Raw genomic sequence first — 18,419 nt, 5'->3', positions numbered from 1 at the left:
CACGGGCGGGAATCGAAAACTCGGGCCAAGGCCCTCAAACACTCGATCCCCGAAACCCCCGTGCCGGTCTGGCTGGCGGGGCGCTTTTGAAAGGGGGGCAGACCATCCGCACCCCGGCCCTCTCCTGTGAAGGAGAGGGTGACTTGGTGTGGTGCGGCAGTGTTTCTTCTTCAATTGCGCCGCGCTTTGGTTTTGCTCCCCTCGCCCACTTGTGGGAGAGGGGCCGGGGGAGAGGGCACTACCACGGGCCGCGTTCTTTTCACCACCCTCTCCCACCAGTCTGAGAGGGGATATGCGGCGCAATGCCCTGCGGATTGCGCCTGATGAAACAGCTCGTAGGATTGTTTGAGCTTGCGATACCCATCGCCCATGTCGAGCAAAACCGCATGGGTATCGCTTTGCTCAACCCATCCTACGAGTGCTGCAGCGTCAACATCCACTAACGCCGCATGAGAAAGAGAAAAAATGACCACCACCACCCTCGACCCCGCCCTCGGCGTAGCCCTCACCATCCGCACTCTGTCGAAACGCTTCGGCGATCAGACCGTGCTGAAAGCCCTCGACCTCGACATCCGCGCGGGTGAATTCGTCGCCATCGTCGGCCGTTCCGGCTGCGGCAAATCCACTTTGCTGCGACTGATCGCCGGGCTGGAAGCACCGTCCACCGGCACGATTCGCGCTGATGGCAGTCCGCTCGATACCGGGCATTTCGATACTCGTCTGATGTTCCAGGATGCGCGGCTTTTGCCGTGGAAGACCGTGCTGCAAAACGTCGGCCTTGGCCTCACAGGCAAATGGCATGACCGGGCGCAGGCCGCATTGGCCGAGGTGGGGCTGGCCGAGCACGCCGACAAATGGCCGAGCCAGCTCTCCGGCGGCCAACGCCAGCGTGTGGCCTTGGCGCGGGCGCTGATCCATGAGCCGCAGCTTCTGCTGCTGGATGAGCCACTTGGTGCGCTCGATGCCCTGACCCGGATCGAGATGCAGCAGCTGATCGAACGCGTCTGGCTGCGGCATCGTTTTACCGTGCTGCTGGTCACGCACGATGTGGAAGAAGCCGTTGCGCTGGGCGATCGGGTGTTGCTGGTTGAGGATGGGCAGGTCGGGCTGGATTTGCCGGTGCATCTGCTGCGCCCACGTTCGCGTAGCACCAGCGGGTTCGCTGCGCTGGAAGAACAAGTGCTGTCACGCGTGCTGTCGCATCCAGGTAAGGAGGTAGCGCCTGAGTTGCCGCCAATCGCGCCGGCTGCATTGCGCTGGGCGTTGTAACGCTAATATTAAAAAGTAATAACAAATAAATATCAAATTACTTTGAGAGATATTTGCGGCTTGTTAAGGTGGTCTCGTCATCACCCCCGGTGATTCAAACGTACCTACAGGAGCTTCAAATCATGGCGATCCAATCCATCAATGTTCGCAACCAGTTCCGCGGCACCATCAAGGAAATCATCGAAGGCCCGGTGTTGTCCGAAGTCGATGTCACCACACCGTCCGGCATTGTCACCTCGGTGATCACCACGCGTTCGGTCAAGGAGCTTGATCTCAAGCCGGGCCGCGAAGTGATCGCTTTCGTGAAGTCCACGGAAGTATCGATTGCCACGCTTTGATCACCATTAACAAAACCCTGCTGGCGTCGTTGTGCTTGCTTGCCGTACCAGTTGTACTGTCTGCGCTTCGCACGCCTAGCCAGCACCGCTACGCTGGGTTTTGTTGACGGTTCTTAAGGGTTTGTAATACCGAACAGGGGCGCATACCGCGCCCCTGTTTGTTTATGCAATTGGGCTTTAATGATCTAACCGGAACGTCTTTGTCGTTCTAAGCGCTTCCACCACAATCCAGCCATTGCTTACAGGATGTTCATCATGCCCAGATTGCTTGCCGCTCTCCTTGCCGCCGCGCTTTCATTGCCCGCTGTAGCTGATACCACGCTGCTGAATGTTTCCTACGATGTCATGCGTGATTTCTACAAGGACTACAACCCGGCCTTCACCAAGCACTACGAGCAAAGGTTCCGGGAGAAGGTCACGGTGCAGCAGTCGCATGGCGGGTCGTCCAAACAGGCGCGTTCGGTCATCGATGGGTTGGAGGCGGATGTGGTGACAATGAACCAGTCCACCGATATCGATGCCATCGTCGAGAAGGGCAAGCAGATCAATCCGGGTTGGGAGAAACGCCTGCCGAACGACTCGGCGCCGTTCTCCAGCCTGCAGGTGCTGATCGTGCGCAAGGGCAATCCGAAGGGCATCAAAGATTGGAGCGACCTGCTGAAGCCGGGGGTACAGGTGGTGGTGCCGAACCCGAAGACCTCCGGCAACGGCCGCTATACCTACCTCGCCGCGTGGGGCTATGCGCTGAAACAACCGGGCGGCAACGAGACCAAGGCGCGTGAGTTCGTCACTGGCCTGTTCAAGAACGTGCCGGTGCTCGATTCCGGCGGTCGCGCCGCGACGACGACCTTCATGCAACGCAATATCGGCGACGTGCTGGTGACGTTTGAAAACGAGGCCGAAATGATCGCCCGTGAATTCGGCCGTGGTGGTTTCGAAGTGGTGTATCCGTCCATCTCGATCGATGCCGATCTGCCGGTCGCCGTGGTCGACAAGGTGGTGGACAAGAAGGGCACCCGCAAGGTGGCCGAGGAATACCTCAAGTACCTGTGGAGCCCGGCCGGTCAGGACATCGCCGCGCAAAACTACCTGCGCCCGCGCGACCCGAAAGTGTTCGCCAAATACGCCAAGCAATTCCCGGATGTGAAGCTATTTGGCGTGAACGAATTCGGCGGTTTGCAGAAGGCACAGAAGGTGCACTTCGACGACGGCGGGGTGTACGACCAGATTGCGGCGAGCATTGCCAAGAAGTAAGAGCCACTAGCAAAACCCTCCTGGCGTTGTTGCGCCTCCTTGCCGTACCACTTGTACTGTCTGCGTCGGCGCGCCTAGCCAGGACCGCTTCGCTGGGTTTTGCTAGTGGCTCTGAACGGGGGTTTCCCGGCGGCAAAAAAAAGGGGCAGAACTGCCTTCCTCAGACTCCGCGGTCAGCACTGAATAGCAGTATTGAATAGCTAAAAAGGACTCTCTCTACACATGGCCTTCAAACAACACAGCGTGCTGCCGGGGTTCAACCTCGCGCTGGGCTACACGCTGCTTTATCTCTCGATCATCGTGCTACTGCCCTTGAGTGCGCTGGTGTTCAAGAGCAGTCACCTCGATCTGGCCGGCTTCTGGCATGCCGTGGCCGAGCCGCGCGTGGTCGCCAGTTACAAGTTGACGTTCGTCGCCTCCGCACTGGCGGCATCCATCAATCTGGTCGCCGGTCTGCTGATTGCCTGGGTGCTGGTGCGTTACCCGTTCCCCGGCAAGCGCTTCATCGATGCCTTGGTTGATCTTCCCTTTGCGCTGCCGACGGCGGTGGCGGGTATCGCCCTTGCGACGATCTACGCACCGAACGGCTGGATCGGCCAGTACTTCGAGCCATTTGGCATCAAGATCGCCTTCACGCCGATTGGCGTCGTGATCGCCTTGACCTTCATCACGCTGCCCTTTGTCGTCCGCACCGTGCAGCCGGTATTGCAGGAGCTGGAAAAGGAATTGGAAGAAGCTGCCGCGAGCCTTGGTGCCACACGCCTGCAGGTCTTCCAGCGCGTGATTCTGCCGACCTTGCTGCCGGCGTTGCTGACCGGTTTTGCGTTGGCCTTTGCGCGGGCGATTGGCGAATATGGCTCGGTGATCTTCATTGCCGGCAATATGCCCTACGTGTCGGAAATCACCCCGCTGATGATCATTTCCAAGCTGGAGCAATACGATTACCTTGGTGCAACCGCGATTGCGGTGGTGATGCTGGGCGTGTCCTTCCTGCTGCTGTTCGTGATCAACGGGCTGCAATGGTGGTCGGCAAAACGACTCGGACGGAGGCGCTGACATGGCGGGTGCATCCAATAACGTTCACCGTTCCATCGTCACCACCGAATCGCGGTCGGTGCGTTGGCTACTGACCGGGCTGGCGCTGCTGTTCATCGCGCTGTTCCTGGTGGTGCCGCTGGCCAGCGTGTTCTACGAGGCGCTGCGCAAGGGCTTCGGTCTGTATTTCCAGGCGCTGGTCGAGCCCGATGCCCTCTCGGCGGTCAAGCTCACGCTCATCGCCGCCTTGATCTCGGTGCCGCTCAACCTTGTGTTCGGCGTGGCCGCGGCGTGGGCGATTGCGAAGTTCGAGTTCCGCGGCAAGAGCGTGTTGATCACGCTGATCGACTTGCCGTTCTCGGTGTCGCCCGTCGTCGCCGGTCTGATCTACGTGTTGATGGTCGGCGCGCAAGGCTGGTGGGGGCCGTGGCTGATCGAGCACGACATCAAGATCATCTTCGCCATTCCCGGCATCGTGCTGGCCACCGTGTTCGTCACTTTCCCCTTCGTCGCGCGTGAATTGATCCCGCTGATGGAAGCGCAGGGCAGCGAGGAAGAACAGGCGGCGATGACCTTGGGCGCATCCGGCTGGCAAACCTTCTGGCGCGTGACGCTCCCCAACATCAAATGGGGCCTGCTGTATGGCGTGATCCTTGCCAATGCGAGGGCGATGGGGGAGTTCGGTGCCGTGTCGGTGGTCTCCGGCCACATTCGCGGCGAGACCAACACCATCCCGCTGCACGTCGAGATTCTTTACAACGAATACAACTTCGTCGGCGCTTTCGCCTGCGCCTCGCTGCTGGCCTTGCTGGCACTGGTGACACTGGCGTTGAAGTCCTTCGTCGAATGGCGCGCCGAAAAACAGGCCGAAGCCGCCCGCCGCGACGCTACTGAATGACCGGAGTGAGGCGAGGAGATGAGGCGTGGTTTTAACCCCTCACTCCTCCCGCCTCACCCCTCACAGGGGAACCCCATGAGTATCGAAATCAAGAACATCAACAAGCGATTCGGTGACTTTACCGCGCTGGACAATCTCAATCTCGACATCGCCTCTGGCGAGTTGCTGGCATTGCTCGGCCCGTCCGGCTGCGGCAAGACCACGCTGCTGCGCATCATCGCCGGGCTGGAAACGCCGGATCAGGGCCAGATTCTGTTCCACGGTGAAGATGCCACCGACACCCACGTGCGCGAGCGCCAGGTGGGCTTCGTGTTCCAGCATTACGCGCTGTTCCGCCACATGACCGTGTTCGAGAACGTGGCTTTTGGCCTGCGTGTACGCCCCAAGAAGACCCGCCCGACCGAAGCCGTGATCAAGAAGAAAGTGCACGATCTGCTCGGGCTGGTGCAGCTCGACTGGCTGGCCGACCGCTACCCGGCGCAACTATCCGGTGGCCAACGCCAACGCATCGCGCTTGCCCGTGCACTGGCGGTTGAACCGCGCGTGCTGTTGCTGGATGAGCCATTCGGCGCGCTGGATACCAAGGTGCGCAAGGAGCTACGCCGCTGGCTGCGCCGCCTGCATGACGAAATGCACATCACCTCCGTGTTCGTCACCCACGATCAGGAAGAAGCCCTCGAAGTCGCCGACCGAGTGGTGGTGATGAACAAGGGCAAGATCGAGCAGATCGGCACGCCCGAGCAGGTCTACGACACCCCGGAAACGCCGTTCGTGTACCAGTTCCTCGGCGACGTAAACCTGTTCCATTCCCGCGTGCACGAAGGCTGGGCGGAAATCGGCGGTGCTCGTATCGAAGCGCCGAATAGCCCGAACGAAACGACGGCAACCGTCTATGTGCGCCCGCATGAAATTGACTTGTCCCGCGATGCGAGCGACTCCGCCATTGCCGGCGTGATCACCCACATCCGCCTGCTGGGCGCGACGGTGCGGCTGGAGGTGGAAGTCGCCGGGCACGAAGCAGTGGAAGTCGAACTGACCCGCGAGCGCTATCAGGACGGTGCTTGGCGGGTGGGCGACCCGGTGTGGCTGAATCCGCGTGAGGCGCGGGTTTATACGGCGGGGTGATTGCTTGTTCTCGGTCGCTTGCACCAACAAAAAACCCAGCAAATGCCGGGTTTTTTGTTGGTGCTGATGCTGGTCAAGTCGATCAGATATTGCCGTACAGCACGCCGGAGCGAACGACACCGGTGGTGTCGCGCACCATCCCCATGTGCCAGTCCTTATAGCTACCGTTATTGCCGTCTTCCGAATAGCTTTGCCGCACGATGCCCAGAGTCGGGACTAGCCACTGCGTTTCACCGGTCGTTGTCGTATAGCCGGTGCGTGACTGGATCGTATTTGTCTGCAACTTGCACGCGCTGAACGTGCCGAGCGGCGTGGTGACGGTATCGCGTCCGGTATACGTAATCGTCATGTTCTGGCTGGTTGCCTGGGTACCGGTGATCCAGCTCGCTTCCGTATAGCGATCACTAATGTCATGTGCTGCCACACCCTTGCGCAGTCCGTTGTTCCAGAATGCAGGACGCGACGAGTTGATCGACGTATAGACGCGCTGGAAGTAGCTTGTACCCACATTCAGGTCGGCAGGGTTGGCGCCATCGCCATCTTCTTCCCAGCCCAGATAAGCACCCGTCGTCACATCATTGAAGAGCTTGCCATTGATGTACCAAGGGCGAGTATCGGTCGTACCGGCCAGATTGGTATTGCTGGTCACGGTCAGACGATAGGGCGTGGATTTGGCCGGCACAGTAGTGCGTACACCATTGCTCAGGTAAAAGCTATCGCCGGCGGTCTGGGTATCCTGCACCATGATTGTGGCATTGCGGTTCGATTGCCACGTTGCCTTGCCGGTTGCATCCAGACTTTGCTGCAGATACGTGGTGTAGATTTGCCGGTGCTCATCAGCTGCGGTGGAACTGCCCGTTGTCAGTGCTGGTAGCGTTGCGGTCTTCAGGCAAGAACCCAAAGTTTCGTCGCTCGGTACCAGCGAATCGCCATAGTTTACCGTGCCGACCAGTTTGCCGTAGAGCTCCCGGCTAGCTGCAGAGTCATAATTTTTTATGGTTGGACTGCTTGCTGGACGGCTGATTTCCGTATCGTCCCGACGGATCGTTCCGAGCGTTTTAACATCCCAATGTGTTTCGGTGAATGAGATTATGCTCCCCACTGAGTCAACTACCTTTGTGCCGATGATGGCAATCTTGCACGCATTGAAAGTACCGAGGTGTGTCGTGATTTGCTCCATTCCTTGGTAAGTGGTGGTGTATTGGACTGGCTCGGTGGTTTTTACCATCAAAGAACCTACCGAATAGCCATTCCAGCTGTATTTAACCCCCACGTTTTTTGCTAAACCGTCCAGGGCGGCATCTGACCCTTTCTTAGAGTTGTAATAGAAATTCCAGTTGTAATTGGACTGCGCAAACGAGTCGCTCGGATTGTCGTTACTGCCCACAATGGATTGTCCAAGATAGGCTCGCCCAACCGGTGAGTAATATTCGGTTTGAAGCAGATAATACGGTTTGTCATAAACAGTGTTATGAACGGTATCAGTTTGACGGTTGATCACTTTTTTCGACGGTAGGCCGATCGCAGTCTTAGTCCCGGTTTCATCAAGCCAACTTGTGCTGATTTCTTCTTGCTCGCGCAATTCGGAATCACTGCTAGTCCCATATACGCGCGTTGCGCCCCCTCCGTAGCTGTTGAAACTGTCTTGGGTGTAATGCCATAACGACAGCGTTTCCGGTAAATGGCTAGCTAAATCCGTTGCCGCTAGTCCCGAGGGAAGCGTGCTCAACGCCATACACCCTCCATAGGTTGCGTCGCTCAGCGTGTCAGTTGGGGCCTTGCCGTTGGTTGGCACCTTGCCATTGTTCTTGGCGATGGTATCGGTGGCCAGCGTCGTTGCGACATCAGTCACGCTGGAAAGCTTGGTGTTGAGCTTGTCGAGCAGTTGGTCGGTCGCATCCGTCGCGTCACCGGCCTTGATGGCAGTCTTGATCAGGTCTTTTAGCGCGGAAACATCGATGCCCAGCGCTTGCAGTTTGGCGAGCACGTTGGCCTGGGCGGCAGCAACGTTCTGGTCGGTTACGACCGTGGTCGAGGCACCATTGCCGATGGCGGCAAAGAAGTCAGCCGGCAATTGGCCGGTGAGCGATGCCAACAGCAGGTGGGAGAGCGGCGTGATATTGGCAATGCCGCCGGTGGTCGATACCGAATACAGCTCAACGCTGTTGGCTTGACCGCCAACCGTACCGCCGGAGACTTTGATGATCAGCGGCAGTTTGAGGGTCGACAGTGTTTTTGTATCAAACGTGTAGCTGCCATCGTTGCCGGTTTGGATGGTTGCTGTCGTGCCGGCTGCATCCTTGATCGTGACGGTCGCGCCAATGATCGGCAGGCCTGTTGCTGCTACACCGGACAAGGTGGACGCGCTGGGGGCTGAACTGCTAGTTGTGGACGAACCGCCACCGCCGCCGCACCCGGCAAGGGGCAAGGCCAGCGCGATCGCTACGGCGATCAGGCAGGCCACGAGAGGCTTGTTTTTGCTCATCGATGTGTTCTCTATTCAGGATGTTATTTAGTTAAAGCGGCGCAATTATGCCGGATGATTTCTGAATAAACACTTACAAGCCTTTCTTTTTTGCATGGAAAAAAGGGCGACTCATGCGAGTCGCCCTTTCTGCGGGAAATCATCAAAAGCGTGGCTGCCAGCGTGATTGGCTGCTGCTAGTCATGATGGATGTTTGTCAGTTTTTCGCTGTCTTTTCTCCAGCCACAGCCTTATCCCCCTCAACCTTGTACCCATCATTCAAGGTCTTCATAAACGCCACCACATCGCGAATCTCTGCCTCGGTCAGCGCCGGTTTACCGCCGGGCTTGCCACCGAACGGGGGCTCGTTGTTGATGTTCGCTTGATACTGAGCAGGCAGGTCGTCGTATTTCTGCACTTTGCCGTGTGCGTCTTTCGGATACCACTTGCCGGGGTTGGTGTCGCGGGTGACATAGAAGCGCACCACCTCTTCCAGTGAATGGAAGCTGCCGTTGTGGAAGAACGTCTGCCGCGTGGCGACGTTGCGCAGGCTTGGGGTGCGGAACAGGCCGCAGTATTCGGGGTGGTTTTTCAGGTCGGTGCGGTCTGGGCCGCACAGGCCGAGGTCGAAGTAGTGGGCGTCGGCGTTGACCGGCAGTTTGTGGTTGCGGGGTACGCCGACGGCGATGTGGCCGAAGTCGCTGAATTGCGGGAAGGCGCCGTCGTTGGTTTTCTGGCTGATGTGGCAGGAGGCGCAGTTGCCCTTGTCGCCATCGTTGAACAGCGCCAGGCCGTGCAGCTCCTGTTTGGAGAGCGGCACCTGACCGCGCAGGAAGGCGTCGTACTTGCTGGTGTAGGGGTAGAAGTCGGCCGGGTTCTGCTGGTAGACCTCCAGCGCCATGGTGGCCCAGCGGAAGGCGGTGTCGTTGTTGTTGAAGATGTCTTCGCCGAACACTTTGCGGAACTGCGTGGCATTCGGGCCGGCCTTGATCTTGGCAACGACATCGGCGGGTGAGGCATTAGCCATTTCGTTCTTGGAGAGCAGCGGCAGCCGGGCTTGTTCGTGTGCCGAGCGAGCGCGGCCGTCCCAGGTGTGGCCACCGGTCGGGCCGGCATCGACGCTGTCGTCGCCATCGTTATCGAAGAAGTGTTCGGTGAAGGCCGGTACGGTTTGCAGGTAGCGCAGCGATGGCGCGGCGCGGGTGCCGAATAACTTGCCGTCCGCGCCGCCGAATTGCACATCCAGCTTGTTGGGCGGGCCGAAGGCATGGTTCGGGTCGTGGCAGGTGGCACAGGCCATCTTGCCGGAGGCGGAGAGGGTGCGATCGAAGAACAGCGCGCGGCCAAGGTCGGTCATTTCTGCGGCGCTGGGCTGGCGTTTGAGCGTGGGGGCGTAGTCCGCATTGGCACCGGCCGGGACGCTGGCCGCCTGGGCCACTGATGTGGCGTGATCGTTGCAGCCGGCCAATCCGACGACCAAGGCGAGCGCTGCACCAGCCGCTAACAAGGTGGAAATGAGTGCCGGTTGATGCAGGCGGGAGGACGCAGGAAAAGGCAGGAAGGGCATGGCAGCTTCGATGGGAATCATTCTCAGCCAGCGAGTCTAGAGGTCGCAGATGAAGGAAAAGTGACAAGTCTCTACTTTCGTCCAAACAAAGCGCCATAAAAGCGAAATGCCCACGTAATAGTCGCACTTACATAATCACCGCGTTCTTCCAGACCAAAAGGTTTCTAAAAATGAAGCGCATGTTTACCCTGATTCCGCTGGCGACCGTGTTCGCGGGCGGGCTCTACGGCTGTGTTGGCGAAAGCTCGCCCACAGCGTCGGCGACGACCAATGGCGTTGTGACCGGTAGCTATTTCCGTCACGCCAAGGTGTGCCTGGATATCAACAACAACGGTCGTTGCGATGCCAATGAGCCGAGCACCTACACCGACAGCAATGGCGTCTATTCGCTGAGCGGCCAAGGCGCCATCGTGGTCGAAGTCGGTACCGATGCGACCCGTTACGACCCGGATACCAGCAAAGAAACGGCGATCACCGATCCGCTGGTGTTCCGTGCGCCGGCCGGTGCCAATGCCGTGGTGAGCGCGATTTCGACCGAACTCGCTGCCACCATGGAAGACAGCGGCCTTGATCTGAAAACCGCCCGCGCCGCGCTGGCTGCCAAGTTGGGCGTGACCGAAGATCAGTTGCTGTCCGATCACAACAAGCTGACCGACGCGAACGCCAAGAAGATCTTGAAGAACGAGATCGACCAAGCCATTGCCCGCATTACCGAGGCCGTTGCCGAAGCCGGCAAGGATGGCGATGTCACCAAGGCGCTGCGCAACCGTCTGGCGCTGGACAAGATCAACACCGTTGTCGTGATCTACGCCGAGAACCGTGGCTTCGATAACCTCTATGGCCTGTTCCCCGGCGCCAATGGTGTTCCGGGCGTAAACCCGACATCGTCGGCCAAGACGCCGGATGCGCAGAAAGACTTCGATGGCTCCACGCTGGCCGTCCTGCCGCCGACCTGGGGTGGCCTGACCGCCGCTGGCCAGACCGTGACCGTGACGCAAGCACAAACCGTGAACTGGCCGAACAAGCCGTTCCAGATCGATGCTGCTGCCGGCGTGAACGGCACCGGCATCGTTGTGCCGCAATCGGTGATCACGCGTGACCTGGTGCACCGTTTCTACAACGATCAAATGCAGATCAACGGTGGCAAGAACGACCAGTACGCCGCGTATTCGGATGCCGGTGGCCTGTCGATGGGCTACTACGACGGCAGCAAGATGGCGATGTGGAAGCTCGCCCAGCAATACACGCTGGCGGATAACTTCTTCATGGGCGCGTTCGGCGGTTCTTTCCTGAACCACCAATACCTGATCTGCGCTTGTGCGCCGACGTATCCGAACGCGGATGCCGCCAGCTCGCCGGCCAAGAACAGCATTTCGGCTATCGATGTCGATGCCAAGGGCAACTTTGTTCGCCTGACCGCCGGCACCGGCAACCCGACGTCAGTCCTGAATGGCGCGCCGGTCTACCTGAAGGACAGCACGATCACGCCGAAGGATGCTTCCGGCATGTTCTACGCGGTCAACACCATGCAGGCGCCGTATCAGCCGAGCGGTAACACGGCTGCTACCGGTGGCACAGCGACCTACGCCGATCCGAGCAAGGCGACGACCCTGCCGGCGCAAACGCAGACCACCGTCGGCGATCAGCTGACTGCCAAGGGCATCAACTGGGCTTGGTATGCCGGTTCGTGGAACGCTGCGGTTGCCGATGCACCGAACGCATCGCGTAGCGTGATCTACTCCGGCAAGATCCAGTTCCAGCCGCATCACCAGCCGTTCAACTACTACAGCCGCTTCGACCCGGCTTCGACGACTGGCGCTACGGAGCGTACTGCGCACTTGAAGGATTACGATGCTGCCTTCCTGCAAGACGCCGCCGCCGGCAAGCTGCCTGCTGTGACGTTCTACAAGCCGCAAGGCAACCTGAACCAGCACCCTGGTTATGCCAACGTGGCCGATGGCGACGCGCACATCGCCGACGTGATCGCCAAGCTGCAAGCCAGCCCGCAGTGGAAGAACATGCTGGTTGTGGTGACGTACGATGAAAACGGTGGCTTCTATGACCACGCCACGGTGCCGAAGGGCGACCGCTGGGGCCCGGGCACACGGATTCCGGCCATCGTGATCTCGCCGTATGCCAAGAAGGGCTTTATCGATCACACCCAGTACGATACGGCTTCGGTCCTGCGCTTCATCACCCACCGCTTCGGCCTGACGCCGCTGAATGGCTTGGTGGCACGTGATGCCGCACTGGTCGCCAATGGTTTCAAGCCGATGGGCGATTTGACTGCGACGCTGGATTTCACGCAGAAGTAATTGTTAGCCGTCTGGTTAACGCGCAATGCAAAACGGGCAGCTTAGGCTGCCCGTTTTTGTTTGGTTTTTGTAGGAGCGAGCTTGCTCGCGATTGCGACCTTGAATATCCAAACAGGGCCATCGCGAGCAAGCTCGCTCCTACATGTAGCCCGGACGGCTTGCTGGCCGGGGTTATATGGCCACCGAAGTCACCCCGGCCGGCAAGCCGTCCGGGCTACGAGGGGCTGGATTTCACGCAGAAGTAATTCCGGTCGTAAACGGTTTTACCGCAATGAAAAACGGGCAGCTCAGGCTGCCCGTTTGTGTAGACGCGTAGGGCGGGTTAGCAGCTTGCTGCGTAACCCGCCGCATGTGTGATGTCATGGCGTGGATCCGGCGGTTACGACACGATGTGTCTAACCCGCCCTACATGGCTTTGTCGGCGCTTGCTTCCTCAGCATACGGATCGGTGATGCCAAACGTTGCCAGAATCTTTGTTTCCAGCGCTTCCATCTCGTCGGCTTCGTCGTCCTCGATATGGTCGTAGCCCTGTAGGTGCAGTACGCCATGCACGATGAGGTGGCCGTAGTGGTTGGCGAGCGGCTTGCCTTGCTCGGCGGCCTCACGCTCGACCACGGGCGCGCACAGCACCAGATCGCCCAGCAACGGCATGCCTTCGATGGCCGGCATGTCCTCATCGAAGGTGAAGGTCAGTACGTTGGTGGCGTAATCCTTGCCCCGATAGTCGCGGTTGAGCGTCTGGCCTTCTTCGGCATCGACGATGCGGACGGTGATCTCGGCTTGCTTCACACCGGCTTGCAGCGCCGCTTCGGCCCAGGTTTTGAACTCGGATTTGGCGGGTAGACCTTTGGCATCGCTGGCGATTTGCAAGGATAGCTTCAGACGACGACTCATTCGTGGCTCCCTCTTTCAGCGGCACGGGCGGCATCCCGCTCGGCATCGCGAACCGCTTTTTTCTGCGCCGCTTCGACTTCGCGTTCCTTGGCCTTCTTGTCGTAGGCATCAACGATTTTTTGCACCAGCGGGTGGCGAACGACGTCGGCACTGGTGAAGTAATGCAGCGCGATGCCACGGATGCCTTGCAGCACTTCCTGCGCATCGACAATGCCGGACTTCTGGTTCTTCGGCAGGTCGATCTGGGTCGGGTCGCCGGTGATGACGGCCTTGGAGCCGAAGCCGATCCGGGTCAGGAACATCTTCATCTGCTCCGGCGAGCTGTTCTGCGCTTCATCCAGAATCACGAAAGAGTGGTTGAGCGTGCGGCCACGCATGAAGGCGAGGGGGGCGATCTCGATGATGCCTTTCTCGAACAGCTTGGTGACCTTGTCGAAGCCCATCAGGTCGTACAGCGCGTCGTACAGCGGGCGCAGGTAGGGGTCGACCTTTTGCACCAGATCGCCGGGCAGGAAACCGAGCTTCTCGCCAGCCTCGACGGCCGGGCGAACCAGTACCAGTCGCTTTACCGCATCCCGCTCCAGCGCATCGACCGCACAGGCGACGGCCAGATAGGTCTTGCCGGTGCCGGCCGGGCCGATGCCGAAGGTGATGTCGTGATCCATCACTGCCTTGATGTATTGCGTCTGCCGGGGCGTGCGGCCGCGCAGGTCAGCGCGACGGGTACGCAGCACCGGGGCATCCGGGTCGATCGGCTCGTCTTCCGGCGCGCGGGTCAGTTCGATGATGCCGAGCTGGATGTCGTCCAGCTCCAGCGGGTCTTGCGCCTGGTTGTAGAAGTATTCGAGTGCATCGAGTGCCAGCTGGATTTGTTTCGGTTTGCCGGCGACCCGGAAATGGACATCACGGCGAGCGATGTTCACGTCGAGCGCGTTCTCGATCTGCTTGAGGTTTTCATCGAGCGGGCCGCACAGGTTGGCCAGTCGGGTGTTATCGGCGGGGAGGAAGGAAATCGTATCGTTAGGCAAAGCGGAATCTCACTCAGAGGCAGACTTGACCAACGGCATCCGGCTGGCCAGATGCAACGCAGTCAGTTGGTGGCCGGTATATAGCCATTGCTCGCGGCTGGCAAAGGCTGATTCGGGCCAGAGATAGGTATAACCGAATTCGAGATGCACCAGCACGAACCCAGGCAGGCGGCCGGGTGGTTGCCGGAGTACGACGGATTCAATGGCAGACCAAGGATGGATATTGTGGCTGTTGCCGCGCAGTACATGCAGACCTTCCGCATCAAAGCGCACGGCCAATTTGTGGGGCTGCACCCCTTGCTGGGTTCGCTTGGCGAGGCGGGCGGCAAGCAGGACGAGCATAGGGAGTGTCGCACCGAATTCAATCAGGAGTGTGTTTCGGCCCAACGCATCCACGAAACCGGTATTGGCTAAGTCCGCGATGCTTGCAATCAGGTGCCGATAGGCTGGCAATGCCTGCAGCTGTCCGATCTCCGGCTGATCCAGCGCGGCTGAGATGGCCCGGAACGCCGTTCGGCTTCGCCACTCGATGGACATCATGCTGGTGGCGGCCCAGATGAGTGCACAGATTGATGCACAAATCGCAACCCAAGGCATGACCAGTGCGAAGGGCAGCCATTTATGGCGTTCAAAGGCGACTTGCAAATTTGCTTTGCGCAGCAGCTTCGGCGTGAGATTGATTTCGATCGTATCGAGAGTGGCAACGTCAGATTGCAAGTTTGAATTCCCCAATGCGCCGCCTATTTCAGCGTCAGGACCAGAAAACCGCCGACGATCAACGCGCCGCCGACTGCAACACGCCAAGAGAGCGGCTCGCCCAGCACCAGGAAAGACAGCAGTAGCGTGATTAGCACGCTGGATTTGTCGATCAGCGCCACGCCGGAAACCGGGCCGAGTTTCACGGCGCGGTAATAGAACAGCCAGGACAGCATGGTGGCCGCGCCGGAGAACACCAGGAAGCCCCATTCGCGGCCGCTGAGTTTGTCAGCCTCAACGTAGTGCCGACCGAGCACGGTATTGAAGGCGACCAGGATGAAGATCACCCCGGTGCGGATGCCGAGCGCCAGATCGCCACTGATATTGGCTAGCCCGATCTTGGCGGAGACCGCTACAAGGCCGGCAAAGCCGGCGGAGAGCAGGGCGTAGAGAACCCAGCTTTCCACGTGGCTTTACCGCCGGCGGCCGGGAGCGCGCTTCGGTGCGGGCGCGCGGTCGAGCCAGTAGGCGTGGATGGCCGGTACGATTTCCGGCAGCGCAGCGGCGAGGTCATGCTCGAACTGGGCGATGTCGTCGCCGGCTTCTTCCATGCTGGCGCGGGCTTCGTCGTCGGCACAGTCCAGAATCGGCGCGATCAGCTCGATGCCGTCATCGTCGTCCAGCATCTCTTGCCAGCCTTCGGCGTTGACCGAGGTGCCGAGCATGAAGCCATAGCACCACTGCTGGGCGATATCGAGCTGGCGTTCTTCGTCCTGATACACCATCGGTGTAAAGGTCGGCGGCTCGCTGCGCAGCTCGTCGGAGAGCTGGTTATAGAGGCGCAGGATCAGGTCGCCGATGTGTTCTTGCTGTGCGGGCGACTCCCACTTCGGGCGCTCGCCGTTCTCACCCCAGACCAGACCAAACCACGCATCCGGCAGCGGCTCTTCCGGGCCGACGAGTTGCGCGGTCAGGAAGCCTTGCAGCATCGATAGATCCATCGCTTGCTCTGGCGAAGCATCGGATTCAAGGAAGCTGGCCAGTTCGTCCAGTTCGGTTTCGGTCAGTGGCGCAATCAGTTCCTGGTCTTTAGCCATGCTTGGCGTCCCTTGGTGGCGCGGTAGCCGGCTCGCTCTTGGGCTTGTCGGCGGTCGCAGTATCGGAAATTTTTTCGACCAGCAGTTTTTCGCAGGTCTTGAACAACAGGTAGAACAGCAGTGCGGCGACGCCGCTGAACAGCAGGCCGATCAACTGCTCGAGCGCGCCAAGGCGCAGGGCAAACCAGCCGTGCTCCCAGATGAACGACAGATTGGCATGCAACACCATCAGCAGGTTGACCGAGAACGAGGCGAAGCCAATGAAGGCCACGGCCATGACGATCAGTGCAACGACGCCGTGGCGTTTCAGGTAGCTGATCGTGCGGCGTCGCATGGTGTTCGCTCCGGTTGGGCGGCTCAGGCGTGGACGGTTTCCCGCGTCACGATCTCGCCGCGCAGGCTGTGCGGATAGGCCTCGGTAATGACCACTTCGCAGAACTGGTTCAGCAAACGGGCCGGGCCGGCGAAGTTGACGATGCGGTTGTTATCGGTGCGGCCGGCGAGTTCTTCGGCGTTCTTACGCGCAAAGCCTTCGACCAGCACGCGCTGCACGGTGCCGACCATGCTGCGGTTCACTTCCTGCGCCAGCGCTTCAATGCGGGCTTGCAGGCGCATCAGGCGGCGGGTTTTGACTTCCGGCGGCACGTCGTCCGGCAGATCGGCGGCCGGGGTGCCGGGGCGCATGCTGTAGATGAAGCTGAAACTGGCATCGAATTGCACGTCTTCGATCAGCTTCATGGTGCGTTCGAAGTCGTCTTCGGTTTCGCCGGGGAAGCCGACGATGAAGTCGGACGACAGGCAGATGCCCGGCCGTGCTTCTTTCAGTTTGCGCACCAGCGATTTGTATTCCAGCGTGGTGTAGCCGCGCTTCATGTTGACCAGCGTGCGATCCGAGCCCGCCTGCACCGGCAAGTGCAGATGCGACACCAGCTTGGGCAGCTTCTTGTAGCAATCGACGATGCGCTGGGTCATTTCGCGCGGGTGGCTGGTGGTGTAGCGGATGCGCTCCACGCCGGGGATTTCGTGCACGTATTCGAGCAGCATGGCGAAGTCGGCGATGTCTTTTTCTTCGCCATCGAGGCCGCTATCGTGAATCACGCCGCGATAGGCGTTCACGTTCTGGCCCAGCAGCGTGATTTCCTTCACGCCTTGCTGGGCGAGGTCGGCGACTTCGGTCAGCACATCTTCGAACGGGCGGCTGACTTCCTGGCCGCGGGTGTACGGCACGATGCAGAACGAGCAGAACTTGGAGCAGCCTTCCATGATCGAGACAAACGCCGACGCGCCTTCGACCCGTGCCGGCGGCAGGTGGTCGAACTTTTCGATTTCAGGGAAGGAGATATCCACTTGGGCGAGGCCCGAGGCGCGCTTCTTGGCGATCAGGTCGGGCAGGCGGTGCAGCGTCTGCGGGCCGAACACGACATCCACATAGGGGGCGCGCTTGACGATTTCCGCGCCTTCTTGCGATGCCACGCAGCCGCCAACGCCGATCACGAGGTTGGGGTTGGCGAGCTTGAGCTCCTTGACGCGACCAAGATCGGAAAACACTTTTTCCTGCGCTTTCTCGCGCACCGAACAGGTGTTGAAGAGGATGACGTCCGCTTCTTCCACCTTGTCGGTCTTGGTGAAGCCTTCGGTAGCGTGCAGCAGGTCGACCATCTTGTCCGAGTCATACTCGTTCATCTGGCAACCGAAGGTCTTGATGAATACTTTCTTGCCCGCGTTCTCAACCACTTTGTTTCTCGCTTTTGCTGCTTATTGCGTCGTGACGACGTCTTTCAGACGCTGTTTGATACGAGCCGCTTCCTCATCGGACAGCAGCCAGAGTTTCCAGACGTAACCGTTTGGCTCCAGCTGGAACCACACCGAATTGGCCTGCGGCACAGTGCCGGGCTGGATGATCATGTTCTGGGTGTTGAAGACGCGTAAACCGGGGCCGCTGCCGTAGGTTTTGTCGTCGATCTTGATTTCGCCGGGGGCGAACGACTTCATCTCGCCGTAGATGCCGTTTGGTGGCAACGGGCGCTCGAAGCTCCAGGCAAAGCCGGAGACCAAGCACAACAGAATCAGTAACTTGCGCATCGTGATTTCTCCACGGAAAAGCGCGTTCGCATGGGCGGACGGGGACGAACCCCCATCGTAGCACGCCGGCATGGGGTCGCCGGGCAATGCAAAAAGCCCGAGTCCGGGGACTCGGGCTTCACATCTGGTGGCTATGACGGGACTCGAGCCTGTGACCCCAGCATTATGAGTGCTGTGCTCTAACCGACTGAGCTACATAGCCATGCACCAAATGCGTTAAGCAGGTGTTGATACCCGAGGCGCTACGCAATCCCTTGAATTTCAAGGGGTTCAAATTGTAGCCGAAATTGGCTAAAGAGGGTGACCGCTTGTCAATTATGGCTAGTGGGCATCGTGAGAGTGAGGCCGTCCTTGGGC

Annotated in this window: 17 protein-coding genes and 1 tRNA gene; 7 read left to right on the top strand and 11 right to left on the bottom strand. The window is 59.6% G+C overall.

Annotated features, from left to right (window positions below; translation table 11 throughout):
- Positions 1-465 precede the first annotated feature (465 nt).
- From BR41_RS19715 to BR41_RS19690, 6 genes are all read left to right on the top strand, one after another.
- Positions 466-1,269 carry an ATP-binding cassette domain-containing protein gene (locus BR41_RS19715; RefSeq protein ID WP_035060535.1) on the top strand — a complete coding sequence of 268 codons (804 nt, stop codon included), beginning with the start codon at positions 466-468 and terminating at the stop codon, positions 1,267-1,269.
- 122 nt (positions 1,270-1,391) lie between these two features.
- Complete coding sequence (locus tag BR41_RS19710; protein WP_035060534.1) at positions 1,392-1,607, top strand: TOBE domain-containing protein; 216 nt, start codon at positions 1,392-1,394, stop codon at positions 1,605-1,607.
- Between the two features lie 255 nt (positions 1,608-1,862).
- Positions 1,863-2,861, top strand: a complete 999-nt coding sequence (locus BR41_RS19705; RefSeq protein ID WP_035060547.1) for a sulfate ABC transporter substrate-binding protein — start codon at positions 1,863-1,865, stop codon at positions 2,859-2,861.
- 222 nt (positions 2,862-3,083) lie between these two features.
- Positions 3,084-3,917 (top strand): sulfate ABC transporter permease subunit CysT, encoded by an 834-nt coding sequence (cysT, locus tag BR41_RS19700; RefSeq protein ID WP_035060533.1) that lies wholly within the window; start codon positions 3,084-3,086, stop codon positions 3,915-3,917.
- Between the two features lies 1 nt (position 3,918).
- Entirely contained in the window at positions 3,919-4,794 is an 876-nt protein-coding gene (gene cysW, locus BR41_RS19695) for a sulfate ABC transporter permease subunit CysW (RefSeq protein WP_035060531.1), read from the top strand.
- A gap of 75 nt (positions 4,795-4,869) precedes the next feature.
- Positions 4,870-5,919 (top strand): sulfate/molybdate ABC transporter ATP-binding protein, encoded by a 1,050-nt coding sequence (locus BR41_RS19690; protein ID WP_035060529.1) that lies wholly within the window; start codon positions 4,870-4,872, stop codon positions 5,917-5,919.
- A gap of 82 nt (positions 5,920-6,001) precedes the next feature.
- Here BR41_RS19690 and BR41_RS19685 read toward each other — a convergent pair whose 3' ends face one another.
- On the bottom strand, positions 6,002-8,404 hold the full coding sequence (locus BR41_RS19685) for a hypothetical protein (RefSeq protein ID WP_035060527.1): 2,403 nt from the start codon (positions 8,402-8,404) through the stop codon (positions 6,002-6,004).
- A gap of 196 nt (positions 8,405-8,600) precedes the next feature.
- Positions 8,601-9,950 (bottom strand): cytochrome-c peroxidase, encoded by a 1,350-nt coding sequence (locus BR41_RS19680; protein ID WP_084187445.1) that lies wholly within the window; start codon positions 9,948-9,950, stop codon positions 8,601-8,603.
- Positions 9,951-10,120: 170 nt separating this feature from the next.
- Here BR41_RS19680 and acpA point away from each other — a divergent pair, with 170 nt between their 5' ends.
- Positions 10,121-12,265 carry an acid phosphatase gene (gene acpA / locus BR41_RS19675; protein ID WP_035060525.1) on the top strand — a complete coding sequence of 715 codons (2,145 nt, stop codon included), beginning with the start codon at positions 10,121-10,123 and terminating at the stop codon, positions 12,263-12,265.
- Between the two features lie 405 nt (positions 12,266-12,670).
- Here the strand turns inward: acpA and ybeY are convergent, their stop codons facing one another.
- The 9 genes from ybeY to BR41_RS19630 form a co-directional block, all read right to left on the bottom strand.
- Positions 12,671-13,159 (bottom strand): rRNA maturation RNase YbeY, encoded by a 489-nt coding sequence (gene ybeY, locus BR41_RS19670; RefSeq protein WP_035060523.1) that lies wholly within the window; start codon positions 13,157-13,159, stop codon positions 12,671-12,673.
- Positions 13,156-14,187 (bottom strand): PhoH family protein, encoded by a 1,032-nt coding sequence (locus BR41_RS19665; RefSeq protein WP_035060521.1) that lies wholly within the window; start codon positions 14,185-14,187, stop codon positions 13,156-13,158. Before BR41_RS19665 ends, ybeY begins: the two co-directional genes overlap by 4 nt.
- A 9-nt stretch (positions 14,188-14,196) precedes the next feature.
- The gene (locus BR41_RS19660; protein ID WP_035060519.1) at positions 14,197-14,904 is read right to left on the bottom strand and encodes a YcxB family protein; all 708 of its coding nucleotides are present in this window, start codon (positions 14,902-14,904) and stop codon (positions 14,197-14,199) included.
- 23 nt (positions 14,905-14,927) lie between these two features.
- Positions 14,928-15,350, bottom strand: a complete 423-nt coding sequence (locus tag BR41_RS19655) for an EamA family transporter (RefSeq protein WP_035060518.1) — start codon at positions 15,348-15,350, stop codon at positions 14,928-14,930.
- Between the two features lie 6 nt (positions 15,351-15,356).
- Complete coding sequence (locus BR41_RS19650; RefSeq protein WP_035060517.1) at positions 15,357-15,980, bottom strand: YecA/YgfB family protein; 624 nt, start codon at positions 15,978-15,980, stop codon at positions 15,357-15,359.
- Positions 15,973-16,314 (bottom strand): hypothetical protein, encoded by a 342-nt coding sequence (locus tag BR41_RS19645; RefSeq protein ID WP_035060515.1) that lies wholly within the window; start codon positions 16,312-16,314, stop codon positions 15,973-15,975. Before BR41_RS19645 ends, BR41_RS19650 begins: the two co-directional genes overlap by 8 nt.
- Before the next feature lie 23 nt (positions 16,315-16,337).
- Positions 16,338-17,714, bottom strand: a complete 1,377-nt coding sequence (gene miaB, locus BR41_RS19640) for a tRNA (N6-isopentenyl adenosine(37)-C2)-methylthiotransferase MiaB (RefSeq protein ID WP_035060513.1) — start codon at positions 17,712-17,714, stop codon at positions 16,338-16,340.
- A gap of 21 nt (positions 17,715-17,735) precedes the next feature.
- Positions 17,736-18,062: a hypothetical protein gene (locus tag BR41_RS19635; protein WP_035060511.1), complete on the bottom strand. Its 327-nt coding sequence runs from the start codon at positions 18,060-18,062 to the stop codon at positions 17,736-17,738.
- Between the two features lie 125 nt (positions 18,063-18,187).
- Positions 18,188-18,264: transfer RNA gene (locus BR41_RS19630), tRNA-Met, on the bottom strand.
- Positions 18,265-18,419 lie beyond the last annotated feature (155 nt).

The organism is Andreprevotia chitinilytica DSM 18519, from assembly GCF_000711875.1.
GTDB lineage: Bacteria > Pseudomonadota > Gammaproteobacteria > Burkholderiales > Chitinibacteraceae > Andreprevotia > Andreprevotia chitinilytica.
Note: the sequence above shows the minus strand (reverse complement) of the source record. Positions and strands in the feature narration are given on the sequence as shown.